The organism is Mesoterricola sediminis, assembly GCF_030295425.1.
In the GTDB taxonomy this organism is placed as follows: domain Bacteria; phylum Acidobacteriota; class Holophagae; order Holophagales; family Holophagaceae; genus Mesoterricola; species Mesoterricola sediminis.
The window spans coordinates 1,015,365-1,031,182 of record NZ_AP027081.1; the positions used below are offsets into that span (position 1 = coordinate 1,015,365).

Below are 15,818 nucleotides of genomic sequence, written 5' to 3' on the forward strand. Positions count from 1 at the left end.
GATCCTGCTCCGGCTGCGTCAGAAGTTGTCTTCGTCCTTCTCGACCTTCTTGCGGGTGGGATCCTCGAGGCTGACCTGGTCATCCTTGCCGAGGCCCGAGACGATCTCCACGCGCTCGAGGGTGGCGATGCCGGCCTTGACGGGGACGACCTCGAAGTAGTCCTTCCAGTGGTCGGAGAGCCACACGAACTTGGACCGGCCCGAGAGGCCTTCCTTGGCGGCGGCCACCTTCTCGGGGGGGACGTCCTTCTTCAGGCGGTAGACCACGGTCTGGCCGTCGCGGCGCTGCAGGGCCTCCAGCGGCACGCTGACCGCCTTCTCCCGCTTGTCGCCGAGGATCTCGACATTGGCGCTCATGCCGGTGCGGTAGGCCTCGTTCAGCTCGTCGAGCTTGACCTCGACCTTGAACACCTTGATCTTGTCCACCAGCTCGGCGGCGGGGGAGACGAAGCGGACCTTGCCCGTGAAGGTCTTCTGCGGGAAGGCGTCCAGGGTGATGCGGACCGGCTGGCCCACCGCGACCTTGGCCACGTCCACCTCGTTGACGTTGACCTTGATGATGAGGCTCTTGAGGTCGGCCACGGTGTAGACCACCGTGCCGGAGTTGAAGCTGTTGACGCCGGACATGATGGTGTCGCCCAGCTCCACGCCCTTCTTGATGATCATGCCCGACATGGGGCTGATGACCTTGGCCCGCTGGGTGGAGGCGTTGCCGGCGATGGGGATGCCGCGGTCCTCGACGATCTGGTAGCGGGTCTGGGCCGCCTTCAGCGTCTCGGAGGCCAGGTCGCGGGAGACCTTGGCGGCGCGGAAGGCCTGGTCGGAGACGAGGCCTTCCTTGTAGAGGGCCTCCTGCTGGCGGAAGTCCTTGTCGGCGTTCTGGAAGGAGACCCGCGCCTGGGAGACGCTGCCCTGGACGTCGGAGAGGGTCTGGGCCTGGTTCACGTCGGGCTCGACCTCGGCGAGCACCTCGCCCTGGGAGACCATGTCCCCCTCGCGGACCTTGTAGGAGAGGACCCGGCCGGAGACGGTGGACTTGATGTCGACCTTCACGAAGGGATCGACGACGCCCACCTCGCGGACGCTGACCTGGAGGTCCTCGGCCTGGACCTTGCCGAGCCGGAACGGGAGTTCCTGTCCGCCCTTGGGCTTCTGGGTGCTCTTGGCGGCGATGAGCAGTCCGCCCACCGCGACGAACCCCACGACGCCTGCGATCCACCAGATCTTTTTCATGGATTCCCCCGTCTGTCGAATATCCAGTCCTCGATTGTCCTTGAGAGGTCGGTGAGGCTACGGGTCCATGATCCGCCCGTTTAGGTGGATGGAGGGCCGGCATTCGGCGGAGCCCGCGCCGCGATCGGCGAACGCCCGGCCCCGGCCGGTGAACGCCGGCCCCCGGCCACCGGGACCGGCTAAGCTGGTGACCGGGGCGGGAGGCGGGAAGCGGTGGAGATCCGGGCGTGAGCGGCAGGGGTGTGAACCGGGGGCGGGGCCTCCTGGCGGCAGCCCTGGCCGGGCTGCTGATGGGGTCCGCCTGCCGCCGGGAGGATCCCCGGATCGGGGAGATGACCGTGCGCGCCGCCGAGGCGGACGAGGCCGCCCAGCAACTGCGGGAGGCCTGGCGGGCGCAGCTCCTCCGGCTGCCACGCCTGGGCCGGGACCGGCCGGGGCCCGGCGGCCCCTACGCCATCCCCTTCACGCCTGAGCAGATCCGCTTCCTGCAAGCCCGCATCAACGCGGAGCGGGATGTGTCCCGCCGGGCCCTGCTCCAGGAGGCCCTGGACCAGGACCGCCTGATCCGGACCCTGGGCGCGCGCCTGGAGCAGTTGAAGCGGGACCTGCCCGTGCCCGACATCGCCGGCCCCCACGACAGCCACCACGGCCTGGCGCTGCGCTTCCTGAAGGGACGCGGCCTCCCGGATGGCGAGGCCCGGCGCCTGCTGGCCGGGGTGCCCCTCCTGGGCCGCCTGGCACCGGGCTTCGAGGTGTACCACGTCCTGGCCGGGGGCCAGTACGCCACCTGGGTGGCCCAGGGCGGGTCGCCCCTCTCGCCCCGGGACCTGAACGCCTCCGACGACCTGGAGGCCCTCCGGGCCACCCGGGACAGCGCCCGGGCCCGGCGGGGCCGGCTCGACCAGGCCGCCACCGCCCTGCTGGCCCAGAAGCGGGCCCTGGACCTGGAGGTCTCCGAATTGCGCCTCCAGCGGGAGCAGCTGTTGGAGGAACAGGCCGACCTCCAGGCTGAGGCGGCCGCCCACGCCGGGGACCTGAACGCCCTCCATTACCGGGTGGGCCTCCGGACCGACCTGGAGCAGGCGGGGATCATCGTGCTGCCCGTCCTGGGCCGGGGCCGGGCGGGCATCGCCTGGTCGGACGCCGCTTTCACCCAGCGCCTGGATCTCCGGCGGACCCAGCGCCTCGTCCTCCGGGCCGAGGACCTGGGGCTGCGGCGCATCGAGGACGTGGACGTGGTGCCCGGCTCCTGCGTGGAGGGGGTCCACTACCGGTTGACCTACGCCCCCGACCGGCGGGAGGTCGCCGTGGACCTGCTGACGCCCGCTCGCTTCCGCAACGACAAGGTGGTGTTCGCGGTCCACTGATCCCCCCACCTCGCGTACCCTGGAGGACCGGGAAAGGAGCCGCTCTGCCCTCTGTGTTTGGACATGCCCTCGCGGGCCTCGCGGTGGGCTCGGCCTTCGCCGGGCGGGAGACGGACCGCCGGACCCGCGCCCTGGCCCTCGTCTGCGCCGTGGCGCCGGACCTGGACTGGTTCACGGGCTTCCTGGACCCCCAGGACCGCTACGGCCTGGCCCACCGGGGCCTCTTCCATTCGTTCCTGGCCGCCGGCGCGCTCACCGTCCTCGCCATGGCCCTGGGGAACCGGGTCCGGTGGCGCCATCCCCGGGCCTGGGCCTGCCTGGCCGTGGCCACCTTCTCCCACGGCCTCCTGGACGCCTTCACCTTCGGCGGGCGGGGGGTCGCCTTCCTGGAGCCCTTTTCCAGCGTCCACTTCGTATCGGCCTGGCAGCCCATCTTCGTGTCGCCGATCCCCCTTTCAGGGCGACTGACCGACTGGTTGTTCTTTTCCTTGGGCACCGAGCTGCTGGTGATCGGCCTGCCCGCCATGGCCGTGCTCCTGGCCACCCGGACCCTGCGGGCCCGGCGGGCGCAGGCGTCCTGCGCCGTCCGCGACGACGGATAAAGGACGGACGCCACCGGCGGTTGATGGCGTCCGTCCTGGCGAAGGCTGACGGGGATCAGGCGTTGGCGGTGAGGCGCTGGGCTTCCCGGGCGATCATGAGCTCCTCGTTGGTCGGGATGACCGCGACGGGGAGGCGGGAATCGGGGGTGCTGATGAAGCGGCCGCTCTTGCTGCGCACCTTGTTGGCCTCGGCGTCCAGCTTGACGCCCAGGTAGGTGAGCCGGTCGCAGACCCAGGCGCGCAGGTCGGCGGAGTTCTCGCCGATGCCGGCGGTGAAGACGATGGCGTCCACGCCGTTCATGGCGGCGGCGTAGGCGCCCACATACTTCAGGACGCCGTAGCAGAGGACCTCGTGGGCGAGCCGGGCGCGCCGGTTCTTGCCCATGGCCTCCTCCACCTCGCGGCAGTCGGAGGAGACGCCGGAGATGCCCAGCAGGCCGGACTTCTTGTTGAGGAGGGCCGACAGGCCGGCGGCATCCAGCTGCTCCTGCTCCATGACGGTGGTGAGGACGCCCGGATCCAGGTTGCCGCTGCGGGTGCCCATGACGACGCCCTCGAGGGGGGTCAGGCCCATGGAGGTGTCCACGCTGCGGCCGTTGTGGACGGCGGTGATGCTGCTGCCGTTGCCCAGGTGGCACACGATGATCTTGCAGGCGTCGAAGGGCCGGCCCAGGAGCTCGGCGGTCTTCTCGGCCACGTACTTGTGGCTGGTGCCGTGGAAGCCGTAGCGGCGCAGGCCCAGCTTCTGGCACAGCTCGTAGGGCAGGCCGTAGGTGTAGGCGTAGTCCGGCATGCTGTGGTGGAAGGCCGTGTCGAACACGGCGACCTGGGGCACGCCGGGGAAGATCTCCTGGGCGGTGCGGATGCCGGAAGCCGCCGGGGGATTGTGCAGCGGGGCGTAGAAGGCCAGGTCCTCGATCTCCTTGAGGACGGCGGGGGTGATCACTTCGGAATCGCCGAAGTTGGGACCGCCGTGGGCCACGCGGTGACCGACCGCGTCCACCTCGGCGCCCGGAGGCAGGACGGTGTCGCGCAGCTGGTCCATGATGGCGCTGAGGGCCACCTTGTGGTTGGCCATGTCCAGTTCGAGGCGGCCCTTCTCGCCCTGGATGGTCCACCGGATGAAGCCTTCGGACAGACCGATGCGCTCGGCGATGCCATCGGCGAGGGTCTTCTCCTCGCTCATGTCCACAAGGTTGAACTTGAGGGAGGATGAACCGGCGTTGAGGACGAGGATCAGCACAGTGGACTCCTGCAATTTTTCACGATTGGTCCAGTGTAGTCGGTTTCGGTCTGCGCCGGGCCCACTGGTAGGACCACTTATGCTCCAGATCACCGCTTGGCCCGGCAGAGGTCCACGAGCGGGCACCGGGCGCACCCGGGGAGGCTCCGGACCCCGGGGCAGTCCCCCAGGATGCCCAGGTGGGCCAGGGCGAAGTCGTAGCGGAGGGGGTCCTCGGGGCAGAGGGCCCGGAGGGTCCGGGTGATCTCCTGCGCCAGGGCCCCGTCCGGGGTGCGCCGGGTGCCCAGGCCGATGAAGCGGGAAATGCGGGCCACATGGGTGTCCAGGGGGATCACCAGGGCCCCCGGGGGGTAGGCCGTCCACAGGCCCAGGTCCGGCCAGCCGGTCCGAACCATCCACCGGAGGAACATGCGCCAGCGCTTGCAGGCGGCCCCCTCCCGGGGATCGGGCAGGTTGAAGCGCAGGCCCCGGGTGGGGGGCAGTTCCCGCCGGAGGCGCTGCACCAGGGCGGAAAGTCGGTCGTCTGCTTCTTCGCCCGGGCCGGGCGCCAGGTGGGGCTCCAGTCCCCGCCCGCCGCTCTCCCGGTCCAGGGTCGCCCAGGCGGCGATCCAGTGGGCCATGTCCTCGCCGGTGTGGAAGCGCCAGGTCCAGGCCCCCAGTTCCCGGCCCAGCCGGGCCGCGGTTTCGGCGGGCGGGACGGCGCGGAGCTGGGCGGCCGGCGCCGGGCCCAGGGGCGCGAGGGCGGCGCGGATGGCCTGGAGCATGGGGGCCACCCGGCCATAGGCCAGATGGGCCGCCACGAAGGCGGTCACTTCCCGGTCCGCGCCACCGGGGTACGCGAGGGCGACGGCCAGGGGGTCCATGGCCAGGGCGCCGGGATCCTGGTACTGGTCGTGGAGGCGGTCCAGCCGGGGACGGAGCCGCGCCGGCGCGGGGCGGCGGGTCACGGCCGGGGAATCCGGCAGGTGAGGCCTTCCCCGTCCTGGACCAGGGTGAGGCCCAGGGCGCCGGCGACCCGCTGGGTCCACCGGGCGTTGATATCCAGGGGCTGGCCCGCCCGGACCTCCCCGGCGGGCTGCAGGGCCTCCGGCAGGGTCGGGGCCGGGGTGAAGCGGAGTTCCCAGGCGCCCTCGGCGGCGCGGGTCTGGATGCGCAGGCCCTCCCGCGCGTAGGGGAGGAGCTGGCGCGCGGCACTCCGGGCGAAGGAGCGCAGCAGGTCCCCGGGCCAGGTGTCGGGGCCGGGCCCGGGCAGGGCCTCCACCTCCACCGGCGCACGGTAGAGCAGGGCCATGGGCCGGAGCTCGCCCGCGAGGCGGGCCCGCCAGTCCTCGCCGGGTTCGGCGGCGCCCTCGGGCAGCGTGCCCATGGCCAGATGGCGGGCGCGGCCCAGGAGGGCCTGGCCTTCGGCGAGCACCGCCTCGAGGCGCGCCCGGTTCCTCGGCGACAGGGGGGCGCCCTCAGGGGTGAGGTCTGCAACTCCCTGTACGCCGGCGAGCACATTGGCCAGGTCGTGCAACGCGGCCCTCATCAACAATTCGGATTCTTTCTCCATGCACGTAAACTTTCTCTTGAGCGGGACTATACTTCACCCTGAGATTTTGCTCGGATCTTACCCTGAAAGGCGTTTTCTTTATGCCCCATCCTAAGAAATTGGGAGAAATGCTGGTCGAGGCGGGGCTGATCACCGTCGCGCAGCTCCAGGAGGCGCTGCGCTACCAGAAGTCCGCCGGCGGCCGCATGGGGAGCAACCTGGTGGCCATGGGCATGATCACCGAAGCATCCTTGATGGACTTCCTCGCGGTACAGACCGGGGTTCCCCGCCTGGACGTGAAGAACCTGGAGATCGCGGGGGCGGTCCTGGAGCGGATCCCCCGGCGCCTGGCGGAACAGATGACCATCCTGCCGGTGGCCTTCAAGGAGCCCAAGTCCCTGGTCCTGGCCATGGCGGACCCCTCCGACCTCAACGCGGTGGACAGCGCGCGGTTCGCCTCGGGCCTCAACATCGAGCCCATGGTGGCCTCCCACAGCTCCCTCCGCCTCGCCATCGCCGACCAGTACCGGAAGCTGGAATCCGGCCTCATCGGGGTGACCGTCGAGGTGGGCAAGGACCCCCTCGAGGATGGGCTGCCGGTCAACTTCGACGCCCTGCCCGAACCGGTGGCGATCACGGCATCCTCCCCCTGGGTCAAGCGGGATCCCTTCTTCGACGGCAACGCCTACAAGGAGGAGCCGGCCAACCCCTTCCAGTTCTTCACCGAGGCGCCCCCCGAGCCCAGGCCCACCGACAGCCAGGGCATGATCATCCCCGCCCGGTCCGCGGCGTCCCAGGTGGTGCCGCCCATCGAGAACTACGGCACCCGGGCGCTGGTCCTGGGCCTGATCCGGAACCTGCAGCGCCGCGGCATCCTCGGTTCGGACGAGATCCAGCGCCTGATCATCAACCTCGTGGAAACCGGCGAGATCTCCGACCCCTCCCGGTAGCGGGCCCTATCGCTTGTCCGCGATCCGCTGGAGCTTGCGGGCGGGGCATTCCCTGGACCCGCAGGAGCCGCAGCCGGAGGCGCAGGAGGCGCGCAGGAGGCTGCGCACGAGGTAGGCGGCGGCCAGGGTGGCGGTGGCGAGGACGAGGGCGAGCTGGACGGTCATGGGCGCCTCACACGAAGCCGAGGAAGTGTCCGGCGACCACGGTGAGCCAGGCCGTGACCCAGGCCAGGACGGAGCCGTAGACGATGGTGAAGCCCGCCCACCGGAAGCTGCGGGTCTCCTTGTAGATCATCCCCACCGTGCCCAGGCAGGGGGTGTAGATGAGGGTGAAGACCATGAAGGCCAGGGCGGTGAGGGGGGTGAGGCCGGACCGGGTGCGGAGGGCCTCCTGCAGGGCGCCGGGGCCCTTCGCCTCGCCGTCGTCGGTCCTGGCCTGGTGGATGACCGCCATCGTGCTGACGACGATCTCCTTGGCCACGAAGCCGGCGGTGAGGGCGACGGTGTCCTTCCAGGCCTCGGGCCGCGTCCGGTAGGGGTCCAGGATGGGGGCCAGGGTGGGCTGCATGACCTTGCCGAACCGCGCGGCGAGGCTGGTGTTGACGACGCGGCTCTCGTGGGCCAGCTCCAGCTGGGCGAGGGCGGCCTCCTTCTCGGCCTGGGGCATGGCGGAGGAGGTGATGACGGCCTGCTGGTGGCGCAGGTCCGCGCGCCATTCGGCGTTGGCGATGCCCGGGTAGTGGGAGAGGAACCACACGAGGGTGGCGCCCGCGAGGATGACCGTCCCGGCCCGGTTCAGGAAGACGCTGCCCTTCTCCCACATGTGGATGAGCGTGCTCTTCAGCACCGGGAGGCGGTAGGGCGGCAGCTCCATGACGAAGGGGGCGTTCTCCCCCTTGAAGAGGGTCAGGCGCAGGAGCTTGCCCATGCCCATGGCCAGGAAGAAGCCCAGGAAGTGCATGCCCAGGATGACGAAGGCGGCCGCGACGGGCTTGAAGAAGGTGCCGGCGATGACGATGTAGATCTGGAGCCGGGCCGAGCAGCTCACCAGGGGCGCCACGAGGATGGTGATGAAGCGGTCCTCGCGGGACTCGATGGTGCGGGTGGCCTGGACCGCGGGGACGTTGCAGCCGGTGCCCATCACCAGGGGGATGAAGCTCTTGCCGTGGAGGCCCATGAGATGCATCAGGCGGTCCATGATGAAGGCGGCCCGCGCCATGTAGCCCGTGTCCTCCAGGAAGGCGATGCAGCCCATGAGGAGCATGATCACGGGCACGAACACGATGACGGCCCCCACGCCGGGGATGATGCCGTCCACCAGGAGGCTGGAGAGCTCCCCGGCGGGGAGCTTGGCGGCGGCCGCGTCATGGAGCCAGGCGAAACCGGCGGCGATCCAGTCCTGGGGGATCTTGCCCACCACGAAGGTGACCGTGTACACGGCGATCATGATGGCGATGAAGATGGGGATGCCCAGCCAGCGGTGGGTGAGGAAGGCGTCCAGGCGGCCGGTGATGTCCCGCTGCCGCTGGCCCGTGTGATGGACCACCTCTTCCACGAGGCCATGGGCGAACCCGTAGCGGCCCTCGGCGACCAGGGTCCCGGTGTCGGCGCCCAGGTGGGCTTCCAGGAAGGCGGCGCTGGCCGCGGCCTGGGCCTGGATGGCCTTGCGGGCGTGGCTCTTCTCGACGGCCTCCTCGGCATGGGGCACCGATTCCAGGATCATGAGCGCCAGGCGGCGGGAGGGATGGGCCTGGGCCAGGGCCTCGTCCCGCTCGATCTCCCGGGCGAGCTTCCGGATCTCGTCCTCCAGGTCGTGGCCATAGTTGACGGTGGCCAACGGGGGGCCGCCCGGCGCGGCCGCCTTCCGCACGGCCTCCCGCAGGGCCTGGATGCCCTCCTCCCGGTTGCCCACGGTGGGAACCACGGGACCGCCCAGGAGGCGCTCGAAGGTCGCCACATCGATCTTCATGCCGGCGGCTTCGGCGTCGTCCATCATGTTGAGGACGAAGACCACGGGCCGGCCCAGTTCCAGGAGCTGGGTCGTCAGGTAGAGGTTGCGCTCCAGGTTGGAGGCGTCGAGGACATTGACGATGACGTCGATGGAGGGGTCGGAGAGGAACTGGCTGGCGATGCGCTCATCCTCTGACCGGGCGGCCAGGGAGTACGTGCCGGGCAGGTCCACCACCTCCACGGTGGTCCCCTCGTCCTCGTAGGTGCCGCTCCGGCGCTCGACCGTGACGCCGGGCCAGTTCCCCACGTGGTGCCGGGACCCGGTCAGCGCATTGAAAATCGTCGTCTTGCCGCAATTGGGATTGCCGGCGAGCGCCAGGACCGTCACTGCCCGCCCCCTTCCACGAGGATGCACTGGCCCTCTTCGCGGCGCAGGGAGAGGTGGTAGCCCTTGATCACGAGCTCCATGGGATCGCCCATGGGCGCGAGCTTCTCCACCTTCAGCCGGGCGCCCCGGATGAAGCCCATCTCCAGCAGGCGGTGGCGGATCCGGCCCGTGGCGAGCACCTGGGCGACGATCGCCTCCTCCCCCGGTTGGAGGTCGCTCAAGGGTCGCGCGTGAACATGAGACATGATCTCAACTCCGTCCTTCCAGGATAGAGCATGCGCTTGCTGAAACAAGCATGAATACTGAGACACTTATCACAAGCCTGCGCCAAGCCCTTGCTACAATGCCACCAAGCCCCCGTGCGCCCATGGTGATGACCTTCCCCAACATCCTGACGCTGCTGCGCATCTGCGCGGTACCCTTCTTCGCGATCGCGGTCTGGTACGGCCGCACCGCGGAGGCCTGCCTCCTCTTCGCCGCGGCGGGGATGACGGACCTCCTGGACGGGTGGATCGCGCGGCGCTTCAACCAGCGCTCCACGGTCGGGGCGGTCCTGGACCCGGCCGCGGACAAGCTGCTGATGACCACCGCCTTCGTGATGCTGGCCTTCCCCCGGGAGACCTACGCGGTGAGGATCCCCGCCTGGGTCTCCATCCTGGCCATCTCCCGGGACGTCATCATCTCCCTGGTGGCCCTGGTGGCCTACGAGCGCCTGGACCCGAGCAAGTTCATGCCCAGCCTCCTGGGCAAGGCCACCACGTTCGTGGAACTGGTGGCCATCTCCGTGGCGCTCCTGTTCAACCACCTGGGGCCCCGGCCCTGGTACCGGTTCCTGGTGCCCTGGGTCTTCTACCTGATCGCGGCCATGGTGGTCGCCTCGGGCATCCACTACTTCTTCCGGGCCACGCACGCAAGCTCGGAGCCGGCTTGAGCGGCCGGGACGGCCGCGCCCGGATCCCCCTGGGGTTCGCCCTGGCGGGGGCGGGGGCGCTGGCCGCGCTGTGGTTCCTCCGGGAGGCCCTGGCGCCCTTCTTCGTGGCCCTGGTGCTCACCTACCTGCTGGAACCCCTCGTCTCGCGCCTCTCGCGCCGCATGAGCCGGTCCCTGGCCTCGGTCCTGGTGATCCTGGTCTCCCTGGCCGTCTTCATCCTGGTGCTCTGGGCGGTGCTGCCGGTGCTCTACGGCCAGGTGGAGCGCCTCGTCCACGCGCTCCCCGATCTGCGGGCCCGGGCGGAGGGGCGGTTCCTGCCCTGGCTCCAGGCCCACCCGGCCGTGGCGGCGAAGTACCGGAGCGCCCTGGAGGGCATCGACCCCATGGCCGTCCTCAAGGGGGCCGGCACGGCCGGGGCGGGCCTGGTGGGGGTCCTGCTGGACGCCATCACCCTCATCCTGGTCCCGCTCATCGTCTACTACCTCCTGCTGGAGGGGCCCCGGCTCCACCAGGCCCTGGACGATCTGGTGCCGCGCCGGCACCTGGCCGCGGCGCGCCGCTTCGCGGAGGACGTCAACGGCCGGCTCGGGGGCTACATCCGGGGCCAGCTCGGGGTCTCCGCGGTCATGTCCGTCCTCCAGGCGGTGGGATTCGCGGCGGCGGGGGTCCCCTACGCCTGGCTCCTGGGGCTCGTGGCCGGGTGCTCCAACGTGGTCCCCTACTCGCCCTACATCACCGCCCTGCCGGCGGCCCTGGTGGTCGCGGCCGCGGACGGGGCGGGGGGGAGCCGGCTCCTGGCCGTGGCCGTGGTCTTCACGCTGGTGCAGAAGGTGGAGGCCCTCTACCTCACCCCGGTCTGGGTGGGGCGCGCCAGCGGGCTGCATCCGCTGGAGGTCCTGCTGGGCATCCTCTGCTTCGGCTTCGTCTTCGGGTTCCCGGGCCTGGTCTTCGCCGTGCCCCTCACCATCGTGCTGAAGGTGGCCGGGAAGGCCGCCCTGAAGGCCTACACGTCCCATCCCTGGTTCACGGCGGCCCCGTGAGGCGCGCGGCCGTCCTCGTCCTCCTGGCCTGCGCGGCCCTCGGCGCCCAGGAGCTGGGCGCGCCCTTCTCTAGGATCTACCGGCCCCGGGAGTACGGCGGTTCGGCCCAGGCCTGGGCCTTCGCCGAGGATCCGCGGGGGCTCCTGTTCGCGGGCAACACCCTGGGCATCCTCGAGCATGACGGCGCCACGTGGCGGCTGATCCCCACCCGGCTGAGGACCGTGGCCCGGCACGTGGCGGCGGACCGCCACGGGCGGGTGTGGGTCGGGGCCAAGAACGAGTTCGGGTACCTGGAGCCCGACGGGACGGGGCAGACCCGCTTCGTGGGCCTGGAGCAGCTGCTCGATCCCCGGGACCGGGATTTCGGCGACGCGTGGACCGTGCTGCCCTTCGAGGGCGGGGCCTGCTTCGCGGCGCGCCGGCACCTGTTCCGGTACGACGGGAAGACCATCCGGGTCATCCGCGGCGAGACCAACTTCACGCTCGGCTTCAAGGTGCGCGGGCGCCTCTACATCTCCCAGATCGGCCGGGGGCCCGCGGAGATCCTCGAGGACCGCCTGGAACAGCTTCCGGGCTGGCCGGATCCCAAGGAGCAGGCCAACTTCATGGTCCCCTGGGGCGCGGGGCAGGGCATCCTGGTCGGCACCAGCAAGTCCGGCCTCCTGCTCTTCGACGGCCACGGGTTCGAACCCTTCCCCACGGAGGCGGATCCCCTCCTGAAGCGCATGGTGATCTCCACCGGCATCCTGTTGCCGGACGGCACGCTGGCCATCGGCGGCCTCTACGGCGGCTGCGTCGTCCTCGACCGCCAGGGGCGCATCCTCCTCCACCTGGACCGCCGGAACGGCCTCCCCGACGAGAGCCTCAACCGCCTGTACGCCGACCGGCAGGCCCGCCTCTGGGCGGCCACCAACCGGGGCATGGCCCGGGTGGAGTGGCCGGGGCCGCTCACGGCCTTCGGCGAGGACCAGGGCCTCCTGGGCTCCCTGTCCTGCCTGAAGCGCTGGAAGGGCAGCCTCTACGCGGGCACGAGCCAGGGGCTCTTCCGCCTGGTCCGCACCCAGGTGCCCCAGGACCCGCCGGGGGCCGTCATCGACCCCAAGGCCAAGGCCTTCCCGGAGCTCTCCTTCGGGGGCATGTGGCGCTTCCGGCCGGTGGAGGGCCCCACGGGGCGCGTGTGGCGCCTGGTGGAGGACCGGGGTCGCCTGCTCGCGTGCAATGCCCACGGCGTGTACGAGGTGGGACTGGAGCGCGCTCGGCGGGTGTACGAGGGCGGCGCCGAGCGCGACACCTTCGACCTGGTGGCCAGCCGCCGGACGCCGGGGCTCTGGTTCGCGGGCACCCATGCGGGCCTGTGGATGTACCGGGAGCGCGGCGGGACCTGGCGCCGGGAGGGGCAGGTCCCAGGCGTGACCGGCGAGGTCCGCGCGCTGGTGGGGCTGGAGGATGGCACCCTCTGGGCCGGGACCAACGCCTCCGGGGCCTTCCACGTGATCCCCGGCGAGGGCCGGGAACCGCTGCGGGTGGAGGCCTTCGGCAAGGCCGAGGGCCTGCCGAGCCCGGCCCACGATTTTCCCCACCTCCTGCCCTCGGGCGTGGTCTTCGCGACCCACAAGGGGTTCTACCGGTTCAACGCCTTCAGCCGCCGCTTCGAGCCGGACCCCCGGTTCGCCGGGACCCTGCCGCCCGGGGACTGGTATCCGGAGGTGGTGGTGGGCGGTCCGGATGGTCGGTTGTGGATGCACCTGTACAACGACCTCACGGGCGAACGTCTCACGGGTGCCGCGGTGCCAGGCCCGGACGGCCGGTTCCGGCTGGAGGCCGGCGCCTGGCGGCGCATCGGGGACGCGACCCTGGCGGGGGCGCTGGCGGAGCCGGATGGCACCGTGTGGATGGGCGGGGCGGACGGACTGTTCCGCTACGACCCCAAGGCCGAGCGGCAGCCGGCCGAGGCCGCGCCGCCCCTCGTGCGGAAGGTGAGCGTCCAGGGCGGCGGCCTCCTCTTCGGCGGGTCGGGGCTCTGGCAGGGGGCCTTCCGGATCCCCTACGCCCACCGCAACCTCCGCTTCGAGTTCGCGGCTCCGGCCGCGCCGCCGGACGGTTCCCTCCGGTACCAGGTCCGCCTCGTGGGCAACGCCCGGGACTGGTCCGCCCCGACCGCCGAGACCCTGCGGGACTACACGAACCTCTGGGAGGGCAAGTACCGCTTCCAGGTGCGGACCGTGACGGCCCTGGGCCAGGTCTCGGAGCCCGCGGAGGCGGTCTTCCGGATCCTGCCCCCGTGGTACCGGTCCTGGTGGGCCTACCTGGCCTACGCGGGCCTGGTGGCGGCGGGGATCCGCGGCCTCATCCGCCTGAGCCTGTGGCGCAGCCGCCAGGCCAAACGGATCCTCATGCGCAAGGTGGCCGAAAGGACCGACCAGCTCCGTCGGCGAACCGCCCAGCTGGAGCAGGCCAAGACCGCCGCCGAGGCCGCGGCCCTGGCCAAGAGCGAGTTCCTGGCCAACATGAGCCACGAGATCCGCACCCCCCTCAACGCCATCCTGGGCTATTCCGAGATCCTCCAGGACGAGGTGGCCGAACCGCGGCACCGGGAGCACCTCGCGGCCATCGCCTCCGGGGGCAAGGCCCTCCTGGGCGTCATCGGGGACATCCTCGACCTCTCCAAGATCGAGGCCGGGCGGGTCGAGCCCGAGCACCGGCCCACGGACGTGCGGGCCCTCCTGGAGGACGTGGCCCGGGCCTTCACGCTGCGCTGCCGGGAGAAGCGGCTCCGCCTGGAGGTGGAGGCCGGCGCCGACCTGCCCTCGTACCTGGTGCTGAGTCCCGTGCACCTGCGCCAGATCCTCTTCAACCTCGTGGGCAACGCCGTCAAGTTCACCGAGGAGGGCGTCATCCGGGTCTCCCTGCGGGAACTGGCCCGGCAAGGCGACTGCCTCGACCTGCGGATCGACGTGGAGGACACGGGCATCGGCATCCCCGCGGACCAGCTGGAGGCCATCTTCGAGCCCTTCCACCAGGCCCGGGGCCAGGACATGGTGCGCTACGGGGGCACGGGCCTGGGCCTGGCCATCTGCCGCCGGCTGGCGGCGCTCATGGGCGGCAACCTGACGGTGGCCAGCACGGAGGCGCTGGGCAGCACCTTCACGCTGCGCCTCTTCGGCCTCCCCATCGCGGACGAGGCCTCCGTGGCCGGCGAGCCGACGGGTCCCTTCCGGGGCGCGTTCCGGCCGGCCACCCTCCTCCTGGTGGATGACGTCCCCTCCAACCGGGACCTGCTCAAGGCCTTCTTCGAGCCGGGCCCCTTCACCTTCCTGGAGGCCTCGGACGGCGGGGAGGCCCTCCGGACCGCGGCGTCCGGGCGACCGGACCTGATCCTCATGGACCTCCGCATGCCCGGCATGGACGGCCTCGAGGCCACCCGCCTCCTGAAGGCGGACCCCGCCCTCCAGGCCATCCCGGTCATCCTCCTCACGGCCTCGACCACGGTGACCGATGAAGCGCCCATCTGGGCGAGCGGCGTGGACGGCTTCCTGCGCAAGCCGGTGAGCCGGACCCGCCTGGCGGCCGAGATGGCCCGGTTCCTGCCCCTGGAGGCGCCGCCCGAGGCCAGGGTTGACGAGCAACCGGCCGAAGCCTCCCCCGGCGCCTCCACCCCCGAACTCCTGGCCGAACTCGAGGCCGAGCTGCCGGAATGGACCCGGCTCAAGGATGTTTTCTTCATCGATAGGATGGCCGCCTTCGCCGTCCGCATCGCCGCCATCGGCGACCGCCATGGATCGCCCGCCCTCCAGACCTGGGCCGGCCGGGTCCAGGACCAGGCCCGGGCCTACGACATGGAGAACCTGCCGACCACCTTCCGCCGGTTCGCCGACGTGGTGGAGGACCTGCGCGCCGCCCTCCGCTGAAGGCGCCGTCGGGCGCTCATGAGGCTGCTAGACTGGTTCAACCCCGAGCGTCCCATGCCCGACCTCCCCGCCCACCTCCTCATCGTGGACGACCTGCCGAAGAACCTGCAGGTCCTGGCCCTCCTGCTGGACAAGGCCGGCTACCGGGTCTCCATGGCCATGGATGGGGCCCAGGCGCTGGCCATGGTCCAGGCCGAGCCGCCGGACCTGATCCTCCTGGACATCATGATGGCGGGCATGGACGGCCTGGAGGTGTGCCGCCGCCTGAAGGCCGACGAGGCCTTCCGCGACATCCCGGTCATCTTCCTCACGGCCAAGGCCGAGCTGGAGGACCTCCAGGAGGGGTTCCGGCTGGGGGCCGTGGACTACGTGACCAAGCCCTTCCGGGGCGGGGAGCTCCTGGCCCGGGTGGCCACCCACGTGCAGTTGAAGCGCGCCCTTGAGCGGGAGCGGGACCTGCGGCGCAGCCTGGAGGCCTCCCTGGCCCAGGTGCGGACCCTCTCCGGCATGCTCCCCATCTGCGCCCGCTGCAAGAAGATCCGCGACGACAAGGGCTACTGGAACCAGATCGAGACCTACATCGAGGCCCACTCGGACGTGGACTTCACCCACGGCATCTGCCCGGAGTGCAGCCGGGCGCTCTACCCCGAGATGGGGGATCCGAGCTGAGGCCCG

Annotated in this window: 14 protein-coding genes; 7 read left to right on the forward strand and 7 right to left on the reverse strand. The window is 71.1% G+C overall.

The genetic code is table 11. The features are described 5' to 3' along the window. Nucleotides 1–18 precede the first annotated feature (18 nt). Nucleotides 19–1,233 (reverse strand): efflux RND transporter periplasmic adaptor subunit, encoded by a 1,215-nt coding sequence (locus R2J75_RS04355; RefSeq protein ID WP_243329376.1) that lies wholly within the window; start codon nucleotides 1,231–1,233, stop codon nucleotides 19–21. Between the two features lie 227 nt (nucleotides 1,234–1,460). Here R2J75_RS04355 and R2J75_RS04360 point away from each other — a divergent pair, with 227 nt between their 5' ends. Next, nucleotides 1,461–2,600: a hypothetical protein gene (locus R2J75_RS04360; RefSeq protein WP_243329378.1), complete on the forward strand. Its 1,140-nt coding sequence runs from the start codon at nucleotides 1,461–1,463 to the stop codon at nucleotides 2,598–2,600. A gap of 53 nt (nucleotides 2,601–2,653) precedes the next feature. Next, a complete protein-coding gene (locus tag R2J75_RS04365) occupies nucleotides 2,654–3,202 on the forward strand; it encodes a metal-dependent hydrolase (RefSeq protein ID WP_316411148.1) in 549 nt (182 codons plus the stop codon). A gap of 55 nt (nucleotides 3,203–3,257) precedes the next feature. Here the strand turns inward: R2J75_RS04365 and R2J75_RS04370 are convergent, their stop codons facing one another. The 3 genes from R2J75_RS04370 to R2J75_RS04380 all read right to left on the reverse strand — a co-directional run bounded on the left by R2J75_RS04370 (nucleotide 3,258) and on the right by R2J75_RS04380 (nucleotide 5,973). Then, entirely contained in the window at nucleotides 3,258–4,445 is a 1,188-nt protein-coding gene (locus tag R2J75_RS04370) for an acetate/propionate family kinase (RefSeq protein WP_243329382.1), read from the reverse strand. Between the two features lie 89 nt (nucleotides 4,446–4,534). Then, on the reverse strand, nucleotides 4,535–5,392 hold the full coding sequence (locus tag R2J75_RS04375; RefSeq protein WP_316411149.1) for a TIGR02757 family protein: 858 nt from the start codon (nucleotides 5,390–5,392) through the stop codon (nucleotides 4,535–4,537). Next, the gene (locus tag R2J75_RS04380) at nucleotides 5,389–5,973 is read right to left on the reverse strand and encodes a hypothetical protein (protein WP_316411150.1); all 585 of its coding nucleotides are present in this window, start codon (nucleotides 5,971–5,973) and stop codon (nucleotides 5,389–5,391) included. The genes R2J75_RS04375 and R2J75_RS04380 overlap by 4 nt, the downstream gene beginning before the upstream one ends. Nucleotides 5,974–6,104: 131 nt before the next feature. On the opposite strand from R2J75_RS04380, the gene R2J75_RS04385 reads away from it, so the two are divergent. Then, nucleotides 6,105–6,926 (forward strand): GspE/PulE/PilB domain-containing protein, encoded by an 822-nt coding sequence (locus R2J75_RS04385; RefSeq protein WP_243346639.1) that lies wholly within the window; start codon nucleotides 6,105–6,107, stop codon nucleotides 6,924–6,926. Between the two features lie 6 nt (nucleotides 6,927–6,932). On the opposite strand, the gene R2J75_RS04390 is transcribed toward R2J75_RS04385, so the two are convergent. From R2J75_RS04390 to R2J75_RS04400, 3 genes are read right to left on the reverse strand one after another with little or no spacing between them, the layout of a single operon-like run. After that, the gene (locus tag R2J75_RS04390; protein ID WP_243329389.1) at nucleotides 6,933–7,091 is read right to left on the reverse strand and encodes a hypothetical protein; all 159 of its coding nucleotides are present in this window, start codon (nucleotides 7,089–7,091) and stop codon (nucleotides 6,933–6,935) included. A 7-nt stretch (nucleotides 7,092–7,098) separates the two neighbouring features. Next, nucleotides 7,099–9,264, reverse strand: coding sequence for a ferrous iron transport protein B (feoB, locus tag R2J75_RS04395; protein WP_316411151.1), 2,166 nt, complete (start codon nucleotides 9,262–9,264; stop codon nucleotides 7,099–7,101). Next, a complete protein-coding gene (locus tag R2J75_RS04400; RefSeq protein WP_243329392.1) occupies nucleotides 9,261–9,485 on the reverse strand; it encodes a FeoA family protein in 225 nt (74 codons plus the stop codon). Before R2J75_RS04400 ends, feoB begins: the two co-directional genes overlap by 4 nt. 146 nt (nucleotides 9,486–9,631) lie before the next feature. On the opposite strand from R2J75_RS04400, the gene pgsA reads away from it, so the two are divergent. Genes pgsA through R2J75_RS04420 form a run of 4 tightly spaced genes read left to right on the forward strand, consistent with a single transcriptional unit; the run spans nucleotide 9,632 to nucleotide 15,812 of the window. Beyond that, nucleotides 9,632–10,195 (forward strand): CDP-diacylglycerol--glycerol-3-phosphate 3-phosphatidyltransferase, encoded by a 564-nt coding sequence (pgsA, locus tag R2J75_RS04405; protein ID WP_243329394.1) that lies wholly within the window; start codon nucleotides 9,632–9,634, stop codon nucleotides 10,193–10,195. Beyond that, nucleotides 10,192–11,235 carry an AI-2E family transporter gene (locus tag R2J75_RS04410; RefSeq protein ID WP_243329397.1) on the forward strand — a complete coding sequence of 348 codons (1,044 nt, stop codon included), beginning with the start codon at nucleotides 10,192–10,194 and terminating at the stop codon, nucleotides 11,233–11,235. The genes pgsA and R2J75_RS04410 overlap by 4 nt, the downstream gene beginning before the upstream one ends. Next, entirely contained in the window at nucleotides 11,232–15,143 is a 3,912-nt protein-coding gene (locus tag R2J75_RS04415) for a hybrid sensor histidine kinase/response regulator (protein ID WP_316411152.1), read from the forward strand. The genes R2J75_RS04410 and R2J75_RS04415 overlap by 4 nt, the downstream gene beginning before the upstream one ends. Before the next feature lie 54 nt (nucleotides 15,144–15,197). Beyond that, nucleotides 15,198–15,812 (forward strand): response regulator, encoded by a 615-nt coding sequence (locus R2J75_RS04420; protein ID WP_243329401.1) that lies wholly within the window; start codon nucleotides 15,198–15,200, stop codon nucleotides 15,810–15,812. Nucleotides 15,813–15,818: the final 6 nt, after the last annotated feature.

What these genes read in the sequence shown, in the direction of transcription:
- R2J75_RS04380 (WP_316411150.1), bottom strand. Translation starts at nt 5,973, where the DNA reads ATGAGGGCCGCGTTGCACGACCTGGCCAATGTGCTCGCCGGCGTACAG.
- R2J75_RS04355 (WP_243329376.1), bottom strand. Translation starts at nt 1,233, where the DNA reads ATGAAAAAGATCTGGTGGATCGCAGGCGTCGTGGGGTTCGTCGCGGTG.
- R2J75_RS04385 (WP_243346639.1), top strand. Translation starts at nt 6,105, where the DNA reads ATGCTGGTCGAGGCGGGGCTGATCACCGTCGCGCAGCTCCAGGAGGCG.
- pgsA (WP_243329394.1), top strand. Translation starts at nt 9,632, where the DNA reads ATGGTGATGACCTTCCCCAACATCCTGACGCTGCTGCGCATCTGCGCG.
- R2J75_RS04390 (WP_243329389.1), bottom strand. Translation starts at nt 7,091, where the DNA reads ATGACCGTCCAGCTCGCCCTCGTCCTCGCCACCGCCACCCTGGCCGCC.
- R2J75_RS04420 (WP_243329401.1), top strand. Translation starts at nt 15,198, where the DNA reads ATGCCCGACCTCCCCGCCCACCTCCTCATCGTGGACGACCTGCCGAAG.